Source organism: Kribbella sp. NPDC051770 (genome assembly GCF_040681455.1).
GTDB lineage: Bacteria > Actinomycetota > Actinomycetes > Propionibacteriales > Kribbellaceae > Kribbella.
The window spans coordinates 436,277-452,574 of sequence record NZ_JBFAYT010000003.1 but is presented as its reverse complement, the minus strand read 5'-3'; the positions used below and the strand labels follow the sequence as shown (position 1 = coordinate 452,574).

Below are 16,298 nucleotides of genomic sequence, written 5' to 3'. Positions count from 1 at the left end.
TGGACCATGGGGTCCAGACCCCATCTACGGCAGGCGGACCGTGAGTGTTCGCGTGGCGCCCGCCGCTCCGGTGACTGCTGCCGTGATCTCCAGGCCCACCAGCGTGCGGCGGGTGGTGATGCCCTCGTCGGCGCGCACGACGCGGGCACCTGGGAGAAGCACGCGGAGGCGGATGGTGCTGGCCAGTTGGGTTGGGTCGGAGAGCGCGATCTCGAGGTCTCGGCCGCGGCGGTGCTGGATGACGGAGAGCGGGGTGTCGGCGAAGAGGTTGGCGACGTGGGTGGGCTGCCAGAAGTTGGCCAGCAGGAGGTTGGTGTCGGCGACCGCCTGTACGTCGGAGGTGTTGGCGAGGACTCGGACGCTGGTGGAGCGGGCGAGTTGTTGGGTGCGGGCGGGCGTGGCGCCGGGAGCCACCAGGTAGCTGTACGACGCGTCGACCGGGTCGACGCCGTGGTCGACGTACAGCGTCAGGTAGCGGCGGGTGATCGGCGTCGTCGCGCCGCCGGTGTTCACGTCGCGCCAGGAGCCGGTGCGGGACTCGCGGAGAACCTGGAGAGCGCTCCCTCCGGGGAACACGTAGCCGCCGACTCCTTCGAGGTGGGCCCAGCGGGCGCGGTTGATGGAGGCCTTATCACCCAATGAGGGGACCTCGACTCGGCCGTCGACGATCAGGCGGTTGGTGCCGGCGGCGTGGAGGTTGCGGTTCTCGACGACGGTCTCGACCGGATGGCCCGAAGAGCCGGTGATTCCGGCGCCGAGCGCGACGACGTACTCGTCGAGGCAGAACCACGACTTGCGGCCGCGCAGTGGCGACACCGGGCCCTCGAAGTCCTGGCCGACGGCGGCGTAGCCGGCGAGCGTGGAGCCGCCGACCCACGAGGTAGTGGGTCGCGCCGCGCCCCACTCGCCGCCGGCCTTCGGCGGCAGCGGGAGCTTGTCGACCGTGATGCCGGGCAGCCGGTAGCGGTCGACCGTCGGCCAGAACGCGTCGGCGTACTGGCCGTTGTCGCGGTCGTACAGGTACGTCATGCCCGAGCCTGTGTGGTAACCCTGATCGTTCTCGCCGTTGCCGGCCTCGTAGTACGCGATCCGCTTGCTCGCCATCGAGATCGCGTACGCCCAACCACGACGCCGGTGGATCGACCGGTCCATGCTCGCGAACAGCGTGTGGCCGTCCGGTTCGGCCGACGGCGTCACGCCGGCGAGCGACTTCACCAGCGCCACCCGCGGGATCGTTGCTCCGGTCAACATGTTCCCGTAGGTGTCGCGCTGCACCCACCCGGCGACGGCCGACCGCCACTGCGCGGCCAGCGCCGCGTCGACCCCGCCGGCCAGCCGCAGGATCGCCTCGGCCGCCGTGTACCCGTCGTCGTGGTCGGACGCGTTCGAGCGCGACACCGCGCGGCCGCGGACGAAGTCGGTCATCCGCAGGTCGTGCACCACCGGCAGGTACGCCTTCGCGACCGAGTCGAACAGGATCTGCCGCTTCGGGTCCGTCACCTCCCACGGCGACCCGGCCAGCAGCCCGAGCAGCCGGCCGATCCCGCTCAGCAGCACATGCCCGTAGGTCCCGGTGTAGGCGACCCACGTGTGCTGCACGAACGAGCCGTCACGGTAGAACCCGTCGCCGGTCGTCACGTACTGCCAGGTGTCGCTCAGGCCGTCGCGAGCGTGCACGAGCATCGCCTCGTCCTCGGTGACGAGCGCGCGCACGATGATCGCCTGGCACAGGTCGACGCGGTTCGCGCCCGTCGAGAGAGCGCGTCGCGCGGGCGGAAACATGTAGTACGGGTCAGGGACGAAGTGGTCGATCGCCGCGCAGTACCGGGCCCGCGCCTCGGCCGGGATCTCGTCGTACAGCAAGACCATCGTCGACGCGAGCGGCCGGGTCGCGCCGATCTCCCACGACCACCAGTTGCCGAACTCAACGAATCCGGCCTTGTAGATCAGGGTGTTCATCGACTCCAGAGCAGCCAGTACGTCGGCCAGCAGCGCCGGCGCTTGGTGGTACGCCGAACCAGGCGTCGCCCACGCGGTCGCCATCTGCTCGAGCCGCACGTAGGTGTTCGCGACCGACGGATCGGCGGTCAGCGGCTGGTCGGTGAAGACGAGCTTCCGCCCGGTGGACCGGTCGAGCTTGGTGAGCGAGGACGCGACCGCGGTGTCGATGCGGCCGAGGGCGGCCTTGAAGTCGGGGTCGGCGGGGTCGATGACGTCCCGGCCGGTGAGGGCGGTCGCCCACTTGGTCCGCAGCGCGGCGAAGTCGGCGGGGGCGGCCGTCACCGCGAAGGCGGAGGCCGAGGCGGCGGAGGCGGTCGACAGGTTCAGCGTGGTGACCGCGGCGGTGGCGGTCGAGAGGGTCAGGAAGGTCCGGCGTCGCACAGTGTCTCCTCGGGGTCGGCGGGATCACTGTCGAATGAGTCTGGCCCTGGTCATACTCTTTGGCAAGAGATTCATTCTAATGACTTTCCGGTACGGCGCCGCTAGGCTCGCCTCCGTGACCACAGAGCCGATCGCGCGCGGACAGAAGGCGCGGCACCTCGCCAACGAGCTGCGCCGCGGCATCGCCGGTCTGCGCTGGCCGGGTGGCAAGCTGCCGACCGAGCAGCAGCTCGCTGACGAGCAGGGCGTCAGCCTCAACACCGTACGGCGTGCTGTCGACCTGCTCGTCCAGGACGGACTGGTGTACCGCCGGCAGGGCTCCGGAATGTACATCGCGGATCAGGTGGTCGGGCCGCTGGTCGGCGTCGCGGTGCCGTCGATGACGTACTACTTCCCGCGGATCATCGTCGGCATCGAGCGCGAGCTCGCCGAGCACGGCGGGCAGATGATGCTGCGCAGCACGGAGTGGGACCAGGCGGAGGAGCGCAGAGCGCTGGAGAGCCTGGTGACTGCGGGCGTCGCCGGTCTGATCGTCGCACCGGATGAGCCAGTGGACGACTTCGAGCTTCCGGTCGTACTGGTCGAGCGCGGGCTCGAAGATCCGGCGACCGTGCACGAGTTCGTCGGCTCCAACCACGCGGCCGGGGCGCGCGCCGCCGTACATCATCTGCGGCAGCTCGGCCACACGCGGATCGGGTACCTCGAACGGACCGGTCCGCACACAGCCCCGCAGGTGTACGCCGGGCTGAAGGACGACGTCGCCCTGACCAGGTCGGCCGAGCGCTGGACCACCGCGGATGCCGATCGCTTCCTGGACGATCTGGTCGCGGAGGGCATCACCGGGGTGATCTGCTTCGCCGACCGGGAGGCGAACCTGCTGCTCACCGCGGCGCTCACGCGGGGCATTCAGGTCCCGAAGGACCTGTCGGTGATCAGCTACGACGACGAGGTCGCGGATCTGTCCGACGTACCGCTGACCGCGGTGTCGCCGGCGAAGTCGGAGGTCGGGCGGCTCGCGGTGAACGTGCTCCGGGCGCGGTTGAAGGATCCGGAGGCGCCGCGTCAGCAGATCTCGCTCGTCCCGCGACTGATCATCCGCGAGTCGACCGGCCCCGCGCCGCGCTAGAAGGCGGCCCGGCGACTCCGGCTCGCAGCCTCCGACTCGCGCCCTCCAGCTCGCGCGCCTACGAGCTGACCCGCGCAGGCTCCGTCGCCGAGTCCCGCACGATCAGCTGCGTCGCCAGCTCCACGTGATGCGAGTCCACCTTCTCCCCCGCCGCCAACTGCAACGCCGTCCGCAGCGCCACCGCACCCATCTCCCGGATCGGCTGCCGCACCGTCGTCAGCTGCGGCGAAGCCAACCGCGCCACCTGCGTGTCGTCAAACCCGACCACACTCAAGTCCTCCGGCACCCGCAACCCCCGCGCTCGCGCGGCCTCCATCGCGCCGAGCGCCACCTCGTCGCTGCCAGCGAAGATCGCCGTAGGCGGCTCCGGCAGATCGAGCAACGCAGCCCCACCCGCAAGCCCGTCGTCGTACAGGAACTCCCGCAGCCACACGTACTCCTTCGGCACCGCAGCTCCGGCCGCATCCATCGCACCGCGGTACCCACTGAGACGCGCCTGATTGCACCCCGACGTCGGCGGCCCACCCAGATAGGCGATCCGCCGGTGCCCGAGCGACAGCAGGTGCTGCGTCGCCGCCATCCCACCCGCGAAGTTCGTCGACCCGACGCTCGTCACCTCAGGCTGTACGACGTTCATCGGGTCGACCACGACGAGCGGCAACCGGGCCCGCGAGAGCGCGGCCACGTCGGCCGCGGTCAGCTCCGAGGTGATCCCGATGACCGCGCGCCGTCCGTTGGCCGTCATCTCCCGGATCCACGGCGCCGCGCGGCCGGGCGTCGACGTGGTCCGTCCCTGCGCCCGCTGCGGGTGCGCGCTCACCACCACGTCGACCTCGGCCGCCTGGCCGGCCTCGACGACGCCCTGGATCACCTCGAGCGAGTAGCTGTTGAGCACACCCTGGTAGAACAGCTCGACCGCCGCGCGCTCGACCGCGGGCTCGGGCCGGCGGCCGACGTACTCGTGCTCGCGGAGCACCTCCTGCACCCTCGCGCGGGTCGACTCGGAGACGTCGCTGCGTCCGTTGAGCACCTTGGAGACCGTCGCGACCGAGACCCCGGCGGAGGCCGCGACGGTGGCCAGCGTGACCCGGCCTCTCAACGACGGCACCTGCTCACTCTCCTCCTGCTGCGCTGACGGGCGTCAGGCCGACGGGGGTGACCATCGTACGATCGTGCCCCATCACCCGGGTCGCCCCCGTGACCCGCACGGTACCCCGCGCGGGCAGGTCGATCGAGGAGGTTCCGGCGAGCAGCTCGATGTCGCCGGCCTCGACGATCCGGCGCAGGTCCGGTCCCGTGTACGCCGTCCGGTCGGCGTCGACCCGGAACGTCACGTCGACGGCAGCACCCGGCTCGAGCGACACCCGCGCGAACCCGATCAGCAGCTTCAGCGGCCGCGCGACCTGAGCGACCAGGTCGTGCAGGTAGAGCTGCACGACCTCGTCACCGGCCCGCTCGCCGGTGTTGCGGACCCGGACGGTCGCGGTCAGCTCGCCGTCGGTCGGGATCTCGGTGTCGCTCAGCCGCAGCTCCCCCACCGAGAAGCTCGTGTACGACGCCCCGAAGCCGAACGGGAACAGCGGCACGGTCTCCAGCCCGCTGATCCCCGCGCTCTCCGCGCTCCCGAGCGCGGGCTGCAGGTAGGTACCGGGCTGCCCACCGACGTGCCGCGGGATCTGCACCGGCAGCTTGCCGCCGGGCATCACGCGCCCACTCAGCACACCAGCGACCGCCGCGCCACCTTCCTGCCCGGGCATGAACGCCTGCACGAGCCCGGCAACACGATCCGCGAAATCGCCCAGCGCGTACGGACGGCCCGAGACAACCACCACGACCACCGGCGTACCGGTGTCGAGCAACTGCTCCAGCAGCTCAGCCTGTACGCCGGGCAGCCGCAGGTCCTCGGCGTCGCAGCCCTCGCCGGACGAGCCGTGACCGAACAGGCCGGACAGGTCACCGACGTACGCCACGCAGAGGTCGGCGTCACGCGCGGCCTCGACCGCGGCAGCGAAGCCGGACCGATCGTTGCCCTGCACCTCGCAACCAGGGGCGTGCAGCAACTCCGCATCCGGGAACTCGTTGCGCAGGGCATCGAGTGCCGAGGGGACCTCGATGCCGAGGGCACGTTCCGGGTAGCGCGGGAGCACGTGGTTGGGGAACGCGTAGCAACCCATGAACGACTTGGGCTCGGCCGCGCAGGGTCCGACCACCGCGACCTTTCCAGCGAACGATCCAAGCGGCAGCGCCGTACCCGCGTCCAGCAGGACCACAGACCGCTCGGCGACCTCCCGCGCCAACTCACGATTCTCAGCGGAGTTCAGCTCGACCGCCCGCACCGACCCCTCCGGCGTCCACTCCGGATCGAGCAGCCCGAGCTTCACCTTCTGCACCAGCAGCCGCCGAGCCGCGCGATCGATCAGCTCTTCCGGCACCTCACCAGACTCGACCCGCTTGATCAGCCCCTCGCCGAACCCGATCGTGTCCGGCAGCTCGACATCAGTACCAGCCGTCAGCGCCAGCACCCCGGCCGCGTCGGTGTCCTCCGCAACCCGATGCATCGTCGCCAGGAACGGCACCGCCCAGTAGTCCGACACGACCGTCCCGTCGAACCCCCACTCCTCGCGCAGCAGCTCCGTGAACAGCCACGGATCCGCCCCCGCCGGCAGCCCGTCGAGGTCGGAGTACGACGTCATCACCGACCCCGCGCCACCGGTCGCGATCGCGGTCTCGAACGTCGGCAGGATGACGTCGAGCAGCTCCCGGCGCCCGATCGACACCGGCCCGTGGTTGCGCCCGGCCCGCGACGCCGAGTACCCGGCGAAATGCTTGAGCGTGGCAACGACCCCGGAGCTCTGCAGCCCGCGCACGTACGCCGACCCGACCATCGCAACCAGGTACGGGTCCTCCCCGATCGACTCCTCGACGCGACCCCACCGGTAGTCGCGCACGACATCGAGCACCGGCGACAACCCCTGGTGCACCCCCGCCGCGGCCAGGTCGCGCCCGATCGCACTCGCCATCCGCTCGACGAGCTCGGGATCGAACGTCGCACCCCAGGCCAGCGCCGTCGGGTAGACGGTCGCGCCGTACGTCGTGAACCCGGTCAGGCACTCCTCGTGCACCAGCGCCGGTACGCCGAGCCGCGAACCCTCGAGCACGATCCGGTGCTGCCGGACGACCTCGGCCGCGCCCTCCGCGGCGGTCAGCGGGACGCTGCCCCAGACCCGCGTCAGGTGACCGAGCCCGTTGCGGCTCGCGTCCTCCAGCGAGACCGCGCCGCCCTCGGCGAACACGTCCTGCATCGGCGCCACGTTGTTCAGCGTCTCCTCGGCCGGGAGCTCCTGCGCCGCGGCCATGTCGTTGCCGATCCAGCGGCTGCCGAGCTGCGCGACCTTCTCCGGCAGCGTCATCGCCGCCAGCAGCAGCCCGGCTCGCTCCTCCGCCGTGAGCGCAGTGTCCAGCCACGGCCGATCGTCTCGAGCTGCCACGAAAGTCTCCTTCTTGATCGATCAAAGTCGGTGCAGATCTCGAAACATTTCGCTGTTTCGATCGGCATGTATCGCTAAGATTGCAGCCTGAAAGTCGAAAGTTTCAAGACCTTGACAGCCACATCACCGAAACCTACGTTACGAAACACAGTCTTAACCGCCGTGAAGTCATCGCGGCCAGGATTTCGGAGATCAGGGTGGATCCCATGACGACTTCTCGGCGTACGTTCCTCCGTCTGACCGGCGCCGGCGCCGTCGCGGCCGGGCTGGCCGCCTGCGGCACCTCCGGTCCGCAGAGCTCCGGCGGCGCGACCGGAAGCAGTGACGGCGCAGCCGGCACCACGACGTACTGGTTCCTCACCGGCCAGCCGCAGGAAGGCATCCGGGGCGCGCAGGTCAAGCGGTTCAACGACGCGAACTCAGGCTCGCAGATCAAGACCAACCAGTTCCAGAACGACGCGTTCAAGCAGAAGATCAAGACCGCGATCGGCGCCGGCCAGGGCCCGACGTTGATCTGGGGCTGGGGCGGCGGTGGCCTGAAGAGCTACGTCGACGCCAACCAGGTCGAGGACCTGACCAGCTGGTTCGGCCAGAACGCCGAGCTGAAGAACGGAATCTTCCCGTCCGCCTTCGGGGCCGCGACCGTGAACGGCAAGATCTACGCGATGCCGGTCGAGGCGACCACGCCGATCGTGCTGTTCTACAACAAGAAGGTGTTCGAGAAGGTCGGGGCCGAGCCGCCGAAGTCGTGGGGCGACATCATGAACCTGGTCCCGAAGTTCAACGAGGCCAAGATCGCGCCGTTCTCGCTCGGCGGCCAGTCGCGCTGGACCAACATGATGTGGCTGGAGTTCCTCTACGACCGGATCGGCGGCAGCGAGGTGTTCCAGAACATCTTCGACGGCAAGCCGAACGCCTGGTCCGACCCGTCGTCGCTGAAGGCGCTCGAGGAGGTCCAGAAACTGGTCAAGGCCAACGGCTTCATCAAGGGCTTCTCCTCGATCACCGCCGACTCCAACGCCGACCAGGCGCTGCTCTACACCGGCCGGGCCGCGATGATGCTGCACGGAGCCTGGACCTACGGCGGGATGAAGGCCGACGGCGGCGACTTCGTCACCGGTGGCCACCTGGGCTACATGAACTTCCCGCCGGTCGAGGGCGGCAAGGGCGACCCGAGCAACTCGGTCGGCAACCCGGCGGCGTACCTGTCGATCTCGTCCAAGGCCAGCGACCAGGACAAGGAGACGGCGAAGAAGTTCCTGGCCAACAACACCCTGGACGACGCCTCCGTCGACGCCTGGGTCGGCGCCGGCAACATCCCGGTGGTCAAGAGCGCCGAGGCCAAGCTCGCCTCGGTGACCGACAAGAACGACGCCGAGTGGCTGAAGTTCGTCTACGACACCTCCAGCAAGGCCAAGTACTTCGGGCAGTCGTGGGACCAGGCGCTCAGCCCGACCCAGGCCGAGGCGCTGCTGGACAACATCGCCAAGCTCTTCCAGCTCTCGATCAGCCCGCAGCAGTTCGCCGACAGCATGAACGCGGTGATCGGGAAGTGACCACAGCCGCTCCCCCGGCCTCCGCGCGCAAGGTCGGGCGGAGCGGTCCGGTCGTGTGGATGGTGCTGCCCGCGCTGCTGATGTTCGCGGTCTTCGGGGTCGTGCCGCTGGTCGGCGTGCTGGTGCTGAGCTTCACCCAGTGGGACGGCCTCGGCGCGATCAACCCGGCCGGTCTGTCGAACTGGCGCACGGTGCTCAGCGATCCCGGCCTGCCGCACGCGCTGTTCGTGACGTTCGAGATCATGATCCTGTCCTGGCTCGTGCAGACCCCGCTGAGCCTGCTGCTCGGCGTCTTCCTGGCCGGCCGGCAGCGCTACCGCGCGTTCCTCGCCGTCCTGTACTTCGTGCCGCTGCTGCTCAGCTCGGCCGCGATCGCGATCACCTACAAGGCGCTGCTCGACCCGAACTTCGGTCTCGGCGCCGGCCTGCACATCGGCTTCCTCACCCAGGACTGGCTCGGCAAGGACAACCTCGCGCTCGGCGTGGTGATCTTCGTCGTCTCCTGGCAGTTCATCCCGTTCCACTCGCTGATCTACCAGGGCGGCGTCCGGCAGATCCCGACCACGATGTACGAAGCGGCCGCGATCGACGGCGCCGGGCGGGTCCGGCAGTTCTTCTCGATCACGGTGCCGCAGCTGAAGTACACGATCATCACGTCGTCGACGCTGATGGTGGTCGGGTCGCTGACCTTCTTCGACCTGATCTTCGTGCTCACCGCGGGCGGTCCGGGCGACGCGACCCGGGTGCTCGCGCTCGACATGTACAAACGGGGATTCCAGGCCAACCTGATGGGACCGGCGAGCGTCATCGCGGTCCTGCTGGTGCTGATCGGACTCGCGCTGGCCCTGATCCTGCGCCGGCTCGGCGGCAGCACGACGGCCAGCCAGCAGGAAGGTGCGTGAGATGGCGGTGGTGACGAGCACCCGGGCCACGGCTCGGCCGGTCAGCGGCAGTACGTCGTACGGGCGCAAGCTGCTCCGGCTGAACTGGCTCGGCGGGATCGCCGGGTGGGTGTGGCTGGCGATCGTGATCGTGCCGGTCTACTGGATCGTGGTCTCCTCGTTCAAGGACCAGAGCGCGTTCTTCAGCCAGAACCCGTTCGCGATCCCGGCCGAGCCGACCCTGGAGAACTACCGGCTGGTGATCGCGTCGGACTTCCCGCGGTACTTCCTGAACAGCGTGATCATCACCGCCGGCACGATCGTCCCGGCGGTCGCGATCGCCTTCATGGCGGCGTACGCGATCGTCCGTGGCGCCGGCAGCCGGTTCCTGGCCGGGGTGAACGGGTTGTTCCTGATGGGGCTGGCGATCCCGCTGCAGGCGACGATCATCCCGGTCTACCTGCTGATCATCAAGATGCACCTGTACGACAGCCTGCTGGCGATCATCCTGCCGTCGATCGCGTTCTCGATCCCGCTGTCGGTGCTGGTGCTGACCAACTTCATCCGCGACGTGCCCAAGGAGCTGTTCGAGTCGATGCGCGTCGACGGCGCCAGCGAGTGGGGCATGCTACGCAGCCTGGCGCTGCCGCTGACCCGGCCGGCGCTGGTCACCGTTGCCATCTACAACGGCCTCGGGGTCTGGAACGGCTTCCTGCTGCCACTGATCCTGACCCAGAGCCCCGACAAACGTCCCCTTCCGCTGGCGCTGTGGACCTTCCAGGGCCAGTACTCCGTCAACGTGCCGGCGGTGCTCGCCTCCGTCGTCCTGACCACGTTGCCGATCGTGATCCTGTACGCGATCGGTCGCCGGCAGCTGCTCAGCGGTCTGACCGCGGGCTTCAGCCGCTAACCCACCTTCTGAGAGGAACACCATGGATTTCGAGCCCACCCGGGATGACAAGTTCTCGTTCGGGCTGTGGACGGTCGGCTGGCAGGGCGTCGACGTGTTCGGCGGCGAGGTCCGCCCGGTGCTGGACCCGGCCGAGGCGGTGCACAAGCTCAGCGACCTCGGTGCCTACGGCATCACCTTCCACGACAACGACGTCTTCCCGTTCGGCAGTACGGCGGCCGAGCGCGACGCACACCTGAAGCCGTTCCGGGCCGCGCTGGAGGAGACCGGGCTGAAGGTCCCGATGGTGACCACCAACCTGTTCTCGCACCCGGTCTTCCGCGACGGCGGTTTCACCAACAACGACCGGGACGTACGCCGGTACGCGATCCGGAAGACCGCTGACCAGCTCGACCTGGCGGCCGAGCTCGGCGCGGAGACGTTCGTCGCGTGGGGCGGTCGCGAGGGCGCCGAGTCGGGGGCCGCCAAGGACGTGCGGGCGGCGCTGGACCGGTACAAGGAGGCCTTCGACATCCTCGGCTCGTACGCCGTCGAGCAGGGCTACGACATCCGGTTCGCGATCGAGCCGAAGCCGAACGAGCCGCGCGGTGACATCCTGCTCCCGACGATCGGGCACGCGCTGGCGTTCATCGAGTCGCTGGAGCACTCCGAGCGGGTCGGGCTGAACCCCGAGGTCGGGCACGAGGAGATGGCCGGGCTCAACTACGCGCACGGCATCGCGCAGGCGCTGTGGCACGGGAAGCTGTTCCACGCCGACCTGAACGGGCAGAACGGGCCGCGCTACGACCAGGACCTGCGCTTCGGCGCCGGGAACGCGCGCGGTGCGTTCTGGACGGTCGACGTACTGGAGCACGGCGGGTACGACGGGCCCCGGCACTTCGACTTCAAGCCGCCGCGGACCGAGGACCTGGACGGGGTCTGGGCTTCGGCGGCCGGGTGCATGCGGAACTACCTGATCCTGCGCGCGAAGGTCCGTGCCTTCCGCAACGACCCGGAGGTGCAGCAGGCGCTGCTCGACGCGCGGCTGGACCAGCTCGCGCAGCCGACGCTCGCGGCCGGGGAGTCGTTGGCGACGCTGCGCGCCGAGGACTTCGACCCGGAGGAGGCCGGGCGCCGTGGGATGGCGTTCGAGCAGCTCGACCAGCTCGCGATCGAGCACCTGTACGGCACCAGGTCCTGACCCTGGTGCTTCGAGTGGACCCTCCCTCCACCCGACCGGGCCCCGCGGCGCTGCCGCGGGGCCCGGTCTTTTGCACTCCCCCGGCGCGGACTCGCCGGGGTTCAGGGGAGGATCAGGCGTGCCGGCGCCGGTAGACCGCCAGCGTGTAGGCACCGAGGATGACGACGGCCGCGCCGCCTCCGACGAGCAGCGGGAGGTTGACCGTCGAGTTGCTTTCGGTCGTCACGTCGTACCCGCCCGCGGTGCCTCGAGCGTCGTACTGGCTGCCGGGCTGCTTGTCGGCGTACCGATCGGCGACCTTCTGCTGGTAGGTGCCCAGGCTGACCGGCTTGCTGCCGATCGCCTCGGTCGCCGACGAGTTCAACGCACGGACCTGATCGCCAGAGAGCGCGTACCAGGCTCCGATCTGCGGCTCGGTGAACAGCTGAGCGCCCTTCGCCGCGCCCGCCATCCTCGACTCAGTGTTGCCGCTGGCAACGTTCACCGCCGACCAGGTCCCGCTCGCGTCCGGCGCGGTGTAGACGGTCATCGCCGCCCCGCCCTTCGACGCCGACGTCGCGACGTACCAGAGCGAGGCCACCTCACCCGACTTGCCCGCAACGAAGTCCGGGTTCAGCGCGTACACCGGTACGGCGTCCTGCTGCACCACCGTGCCGGCCTTCGCCGCGGCCTGCGGCAACCGCTGCGCCGCCTTCGCGATCAGCTGACCGGCCTGCGCCGAGTGCGCCGCCGCCTTCGCCGCCGCCAGGTCCGGACCGGGCGCAGCAGCGCCCGCCGTACCGGCTGCTGTTGCCGCGAGCACCAGTCCGCCGACCAGCGCGCCCACCCACCGAAGCTTCCTCATCCTCAGGCTCCGATCCGGTAGAGGGAGTGCGTCCACTGGAACTGCGAGTTGTTCAGGTACCAGTTGTAGGTCGAGGTGTTGTAGCGCGGGTCCGAGCCCCACGGGTTGTAGTACTCGATCGTGGAGTTCGACGAGTCGTACCCGATGATGTCCATCATGTGACCGCCGCCGGACTTCCAGCCGATCCGCGTCATCACCGGGCGGTTGGCGTTGATCTCGGTCTGCAGGGTGGCGAAGCTCAGCGTGCTGCTGACGTAGCTGCCCTGGCTGATCCCGATCGTCCGGAACGCGCGCTGGTCGTTGGCCAGCGTGGCCTGGTCGTTCGGGCAGGCGGCGTTCTGGTTGTAGCCGAAGGCCATGTTGCAGAACTGGTTCTGCGAGTAGGTCTTGCCGTAGTACTTGGCGATGCTGTTGCCGGTCGCGGCCCAGCACCAGTTCGACTTCTCCTGGGCCTGGCCGTTCACGTCGAGGTAGCGGCTGGCGGCGACCTGCTGCGCGACAGGGGCGACCGGGACCGGCGCGGCGGCCGCCGCCGTGATCGGGACGAGCGGTGCCAACCCGGCGATCGTTGCCACGAGCCATGACCAGCGGCGGTGCGTGCTGACCCTCCTCATGGGGCCTCCTTCTCTGGGGCGGGGTGAGGCCACTCATCGTGATCACCTGCTCACACCGGAGCAAGCGGTCCGGGCGGCCCGGCGTACACGGTGTGAACGCGGTCCACGGGGTGAACAGCACCGTACGCGGTGCTGCGGTCGCGGACTGTGAACGTTTACACTCGCTGCCCAGGAGGGTCGGACTGGATGCAGACGCGTTTTCACGTACCGGACATCGGACCCGAGACGCCGTTCGCCGACGCGCTGCGGATCGCGATCGCCGACCGCGGGCTCGCGCTGAACCGGATCCAGGCCCGGCTGGCCGAGCGGGGGCTGCACGTCGGCATCGCCACGCTGAGCACCTGGCAGAGCGGCCGGCGACTCCCCCGCGCCGGGTCACTGGCCGTGGTGACGGCGCTGGAGGAGCTTCTCGAGCTGCCGGCCGGCTGGCTCGCCGTACGGATCCCGCCCGCGCGCCCGGAGACCGCGGTCACGCACCGCCCGTACGCCGTGGTCGACTACGCGGCGACGCTGACCCGGCTGCTGGAGGTCGTCCGCGGTGACGCCCACGGGCGCCTGCGCAGCGTCACGGTAGTCGAGGAGATCGTCATCGGCGCGGACCGCAGCCTGCGGTCGAAGCGCGTGCTGCAGACCGTCGTCGCGATCAAGGAGGTGGACCGCCAGATCATCGTCCACCAGGGCGAACCGGGCTGCGACGTCGCGCTGATCAAGCCGAACGGCCTGACCGGCTGCCGGACCGGCCGCGTCGCGCGCGACCCCGACGCGGGCGCGATCCTCGGTGAGCTGCTGCTCGACCGCACGCTGCACCCCGGCGACACCGCGGTCGTGCACTACGCGATCGAGGACCGCAGCGGGATGCCGTCGACGCAGTACTACCGCTTCCACGAGTGGCCGGGGACGCACCACGTGCTCGAGGTCCAGTTCGACCCCGACGCGATGCCGGTCCGGGTCACCGAGTTCCGGCGGCGGCACTCGACCGGGCCCGATCTCGTGCACCAGGACCTGATGATGAGCCCGGACGGGCGGGTCCACGTCGTCGCCCCGACCACCGATCCGGGGCTGATCGGGATCGCTTGGGAGTGGGACTGACCCCTTCCTGATAGGCGGCGTTTGGTTTTAGTCGGCGTGTGCAAGTATTGTCGGCGCTGGTAATCGTCGTAGTCATCAGGAGGCCTTGTCATGCCGCTCGCTCTGCTCGCGCTGGCCATCGGCGCGTTCGGGATCGGGACCACGGAGTTCGTGATCGCCGGGTTGCTGCCGGAGGTGGCGACCGAGTTCGGCGTGTCCATCCCGGCGGCCGGCTGGCTGATCACCGGGTACGCGCTGAGCGTCGCGGTGGGCGCGCTGCCGATGACGACCCTGGGGAACCGGATGCGCCGCAAACAGCTGCTGCTGTTGCTGATGGCGATCTTCGTCGCGGGCAACGTGCTGTCCGCGGTCGCGCCGTCGTACGGCGTGATGATGGCCGGGCGGATCGTCACCGCGCTCTGCCACGGCGCGTTCTTCGGGGTCGGTGCGGTGGTCGCGTCCGACCTGGTGAAGCCGGAGAAGAAGGCGAGCGCGATCGCGCTGATGTTCACCGGGCTGACCGTGGCGAACGTGCTCGGCGTCCCGATGGGCACGTTCATCGGCCAGGGGCTCGGCTGGCGCGCGACGTTCTGGGTGGTCGCCGGGCTCGGCGTGCTCGGGCTGATCGGGATCGCGGCGCTGGTCCCCGAGATCGCGCGTCCGGCAGGCGGGAACCTGCGGGCCGAGTTCGCGGTGTTCCGGAGCGCGAAGGTGTGGCTCGCGGTCGGGACGACGGTGCTCGGGTTCGGCGGCGTGTTCGCGTCGTTCACCTACGTCGCGCCGATGATGACCGAGGAGGCCGGGCTGCCGGAGGGGGCGATCTCGTGGTTGCTGGTCCTGTTCGGGATCGGGATGGTCTTCGGGAACCTGCTCGGCGGCCGGTACGCCGACCGCGCGCTGATGCCGACGCTCTACACCTCGCTCGGCGCGCTGGCGCTGGTGCTGGTGGTCTTTGGGTTCACAGCGCACTGGGCGGTGCCGGCGATCATCACGCTGTTCCTGCTCGGCGGGTTCGCGTTCTCCACCACACCGCCACTGCAGCTGCGGACGCTGGCGAGCGCGTCGTCCGCGCCGACCGTCGCATCCGCGGTGAACATCGGGGCGTTCAACCTGGGGAACGCGCTGGCGGCCTGGCTCGGCGGGCTGGTGATCGCGGCCGGGTACGGCTACGCGGCGACGAACTGGGCCGGGGCTGCGATGGCTGCGGGTGCATTGGTGCTGGCGCTGATCTCGGGTGCGCTCGATCGGCGGCACTCTCCTGCGGCGTCGGAGCTCGCCGCCGTCTGATCTCGCGTGGGGTGCTCTCAGATCCGCTGCTCGGCGAGGTCGACCCAGTAGTCGACCTCGCCGGGCGGGAAGTGCCGGATCGCCCAATCCACCATCCGCAGGCTCATCGTTGCCCACGCGGCCTGCAGTACGTCGTACGGAAGCTCGTCGAGAAGGCCGTCGAGCCGCTTGCTCTCCTTGATCCCGAACCGCAGCGTCACCAGATCGAAGCCGCGATGCCCCCGCCCGGCGCCGTCCCAGTCGATCACGCCGGTGAGCTTCCCGTCGGTCTGCAGCAGGTTCCCGGGGTGGAAGTCCACGTGCACGGCATCGTCGCCCGCCAGCGTCTCGACTTCGACCGCCGCGATCCGGCGCTCCAGCGCGGCCGTCCGCGCATCGCGCTGCCTGAGCGGCTCGTGCAGGCAGAACCCGGGCCCGTCACTGTGCAGGTACAACGGCAACGCCGGAATCTCGGTGCCCGCCAGCACTCCCGCCTGCAAGGCGTTCAGCTCGAGAACTTGATCGAGCAGCTCGTCGTCCCATCGCTTGATGGTTGCCCCAGGCATCAACTCCTGCACGGTCACCACGGCATCGCCGACCTGCACCACCAGCTCGGTCCGCGGCGCCGGGTACCCCACGGCCCGCAACACCTCGACCACCGCGAGCGGCCCACGCTCGAGCTCCGCCACCCGAATCCCCGGCCGCCACTTCAACACCGATCGATGCCCGTCCGGCCACCGCACAAAGGCGGCGCCGACCTCACCACCCCGGCAAGGCCCTTCGACAACCAGCTCCACCCCGGTCAGCCGAGCAACCTCCGCAGCCGCCCACGCGGAGTCCAGCCGTTCCACTCGCTCCCACTCACCCATCCAGCCATCCTGCCCGCAACCACCACGGAGATCGATGTCTTTTCTAAGGGATCGGGGTAGCCGGGGGGGCGGTTTGGGGCCCCCGGCGGCGAACACAACCATCTGGGTGTGGTT

General features: G+C 69.6%; 13 protein-coding genes. 7 read left to right on the top strand and 6 right to left on the bottom strand.

The window, feature by feature from the left end:
* Positions 1 to 24: 24 nt before the first annotated feature.
* Complete coding sequence (locus AB0M01_RS13450) at positions 25 to 2,382, bottom strand: polysaccharide lyase 8 family protein (RefSeq protein WP_363668919.1); 2,358 nt, start codon at positions 2,380 to 2,382, stop codon at positions 25 to 27.
* 115 nt (positions 2,383 to 2,497) lie between these two features.
* Between AB0M01_RS13450 and AB0M01_RS13445 the strand changes: the two genes are divergently transcribed.
* Entirely contained in the window at positions 2,498 to 3,508 is a 1,011-nt protein-coding gene (locus AB0M01_RS13445; protein ID WP_363668917.1) for a substrate-binding domain-containing protein, read from the top strand.
* Positions 3,509 to 3,566: 58 nt separating this feature from the next.
* On the opposite strand, the gene AB0M01_RS13440 is transcribed toward AB0M01_RS13445, so the two are convergent.
* Both AB0M01_RS13440 and AB0M01_RS13435 read right to left on the bottom strand, forming a co-directional pair.
* Positions 3,567 to 4,616 (bottom strand): LacI family DNA-binding transcriptional regulator, encoded by a 1,050-nt coding sequence (locus AB0M01_RS13440; protein WP_363668915.1) that lies wholly within the window; start codon positions 4,614 to 4,616, stop codon positions 3,567 to 3,569.
* Positions 4,617 to 4,620: 4 nt separating this feature from the next.
* On the bottom strand, positions 4,621 to 6,996 hold the full coding sequence (locus AB0M01_RS13435; protein WP_363668913.1) for a glycoside hydrolase family 3 N-terminal domain-containing protein: 2,376 nt from the start codon (positions 6,994 to 6,996) through the stop codon (positions 4,621 to 4,623).
* 206 nt (positions 6,997 to 7,202) lie between these two features.
* Here AB0M01_RS13435 and AB0M01_RS13430 point away from each other — a divergent pair, with 206 nt between their 5' ends.
* The 4 genes from AB0M01_RS13430 to xylA are packed head-to-tail and all read left to right on the top strand — an operon-like array spanning position 7,203 to position 11,523.
* Positions 7,203 to 8,552: an extracellular solute-binding protein gene (locus AB0M01_RS13430; RefSeq protein ID WP_363668910.1), complete on the top strand. Its 1,350-nt coding sequence runs from the start codon at positions 7,203 to 7,205 to the stop codon at positions 8,550 to 8,552.
* Positions 8,549 to 9,454, top strand: coding sequence for a sugar ABC transporter permease (locus AB0M01_RS13425; RefSeq protein ID WP_363668908.1), 906 nt, complete (start codon positions 8,549 to 8,551; stop codon positions 9,452 to 9,454). The genes AB0M01_RS13430 and AB0M01_RS13425 overlap by 4 nt, the downstream gene beginning before the upstream one ends.
* A 1-nt stretch (position 9,455) precedes the next feature.
* Positions 9,456 to 10,343, top strand: coding sequence for a carbohydrate ABC transporter permease (locus AB0M01_RS13420; RefSeq protein WP_363668906.1), 888 nt, complete (start codon positions 9,456 to 9,458; stop codon positions 10,341 to 10,343).
* 22 nt (positions 10,344 to 10,365) lie between these two features.
* On the top strand, positions 10,366 to 11,523 hold the full coding sequence (gene xylA, locus AB0M01_RS13415) for a xylose isomerase (RefSeq protein ID WP_363668904.1): 1,158 nt from the start codon (positions 10,366 to 10,368) through the stop codon (positions 11,521 to 11,523).
* A 112-nt stretch (positions 11,524 to 11,635) separates the two neighbouring features.
* On the opposite strand, the gene AB0M01_RS13410 is transcribed toward xylA, so the two are convergent.
* Positions 11,636 to 12,367 carry a hypothetical protein gene (locus AB0M01_RS13410; RefSeq protein ID WP_363668902.1) on the bottom strand — a complete coding sequence of 244 codons (732 nt, stop codon included), beginning with the start codon at positions 12,365 to 12,367 and terminating at the stop codon, positions 11,636 to 11,638.
* 2 nt (positions 12,368 to 12,369) lie between these two features.
* On the bottom strand, positions 12,370 to 12,981 hold the full coding sequence (locus tag AB0M01_RS13405; RefSeq protein WP_363668900.1) for a papain-like cysteine protease family protein: 612 nt from the start codon (positions 12,979 to 12,981) through the stop codon (positions 12,370 to 12,372).
* Positions 12,982 to 13,167: 186 nt separating this feature from the next.
* Between AB0M01_RS13405 and AB0M01_RS13400 the strand changes: the two genes are divergently transcribed.
* Together AB0M01_RS13400 and AB0M01_RS13395 are read left to right on the top strand one after the other, a co-directional pair.
* Positions 13,168 to 14,070, top strand: coding sequence for a hypothetical protein (locus AB0M01_RS13400; protein WP_363668898.1), 903 nt, complete (start codon positions 13,168 to 13,170; stop codon positions 14,068 to 14,070).
* Positions 14,071 to 14,160: 90 nt separating this feature from the next.
* A complete protein-coding gene (locus AB0M01_RS13395) occupies positions 14,161 to 15,336 on the top strand; it encodes an MFS transporter (protein ID WP_363668896.1) in 1,176 nt (391 codons plus the stop codon).
* Between the two features lie 17 nt (positions 15,337 to 15,353).
* On the opposite strand, the gene AB0M01_RS13390 is transcribed toward AB0M01_RS13395, so the two are convergent.
* Positions 15,354 to 16,184, bottom strand: coding sequence for a phosphotransferase (locus AB0M01_RS13390; RefSeq protein WP_363668894.1), 831 nt, complete (start codon positions 16,182 to 16,184; stop codon positions 15,354 to 15,356).
* Between the last annotated feature and the right edge of the window lie 114 nt (positions 16,185 to 16,298).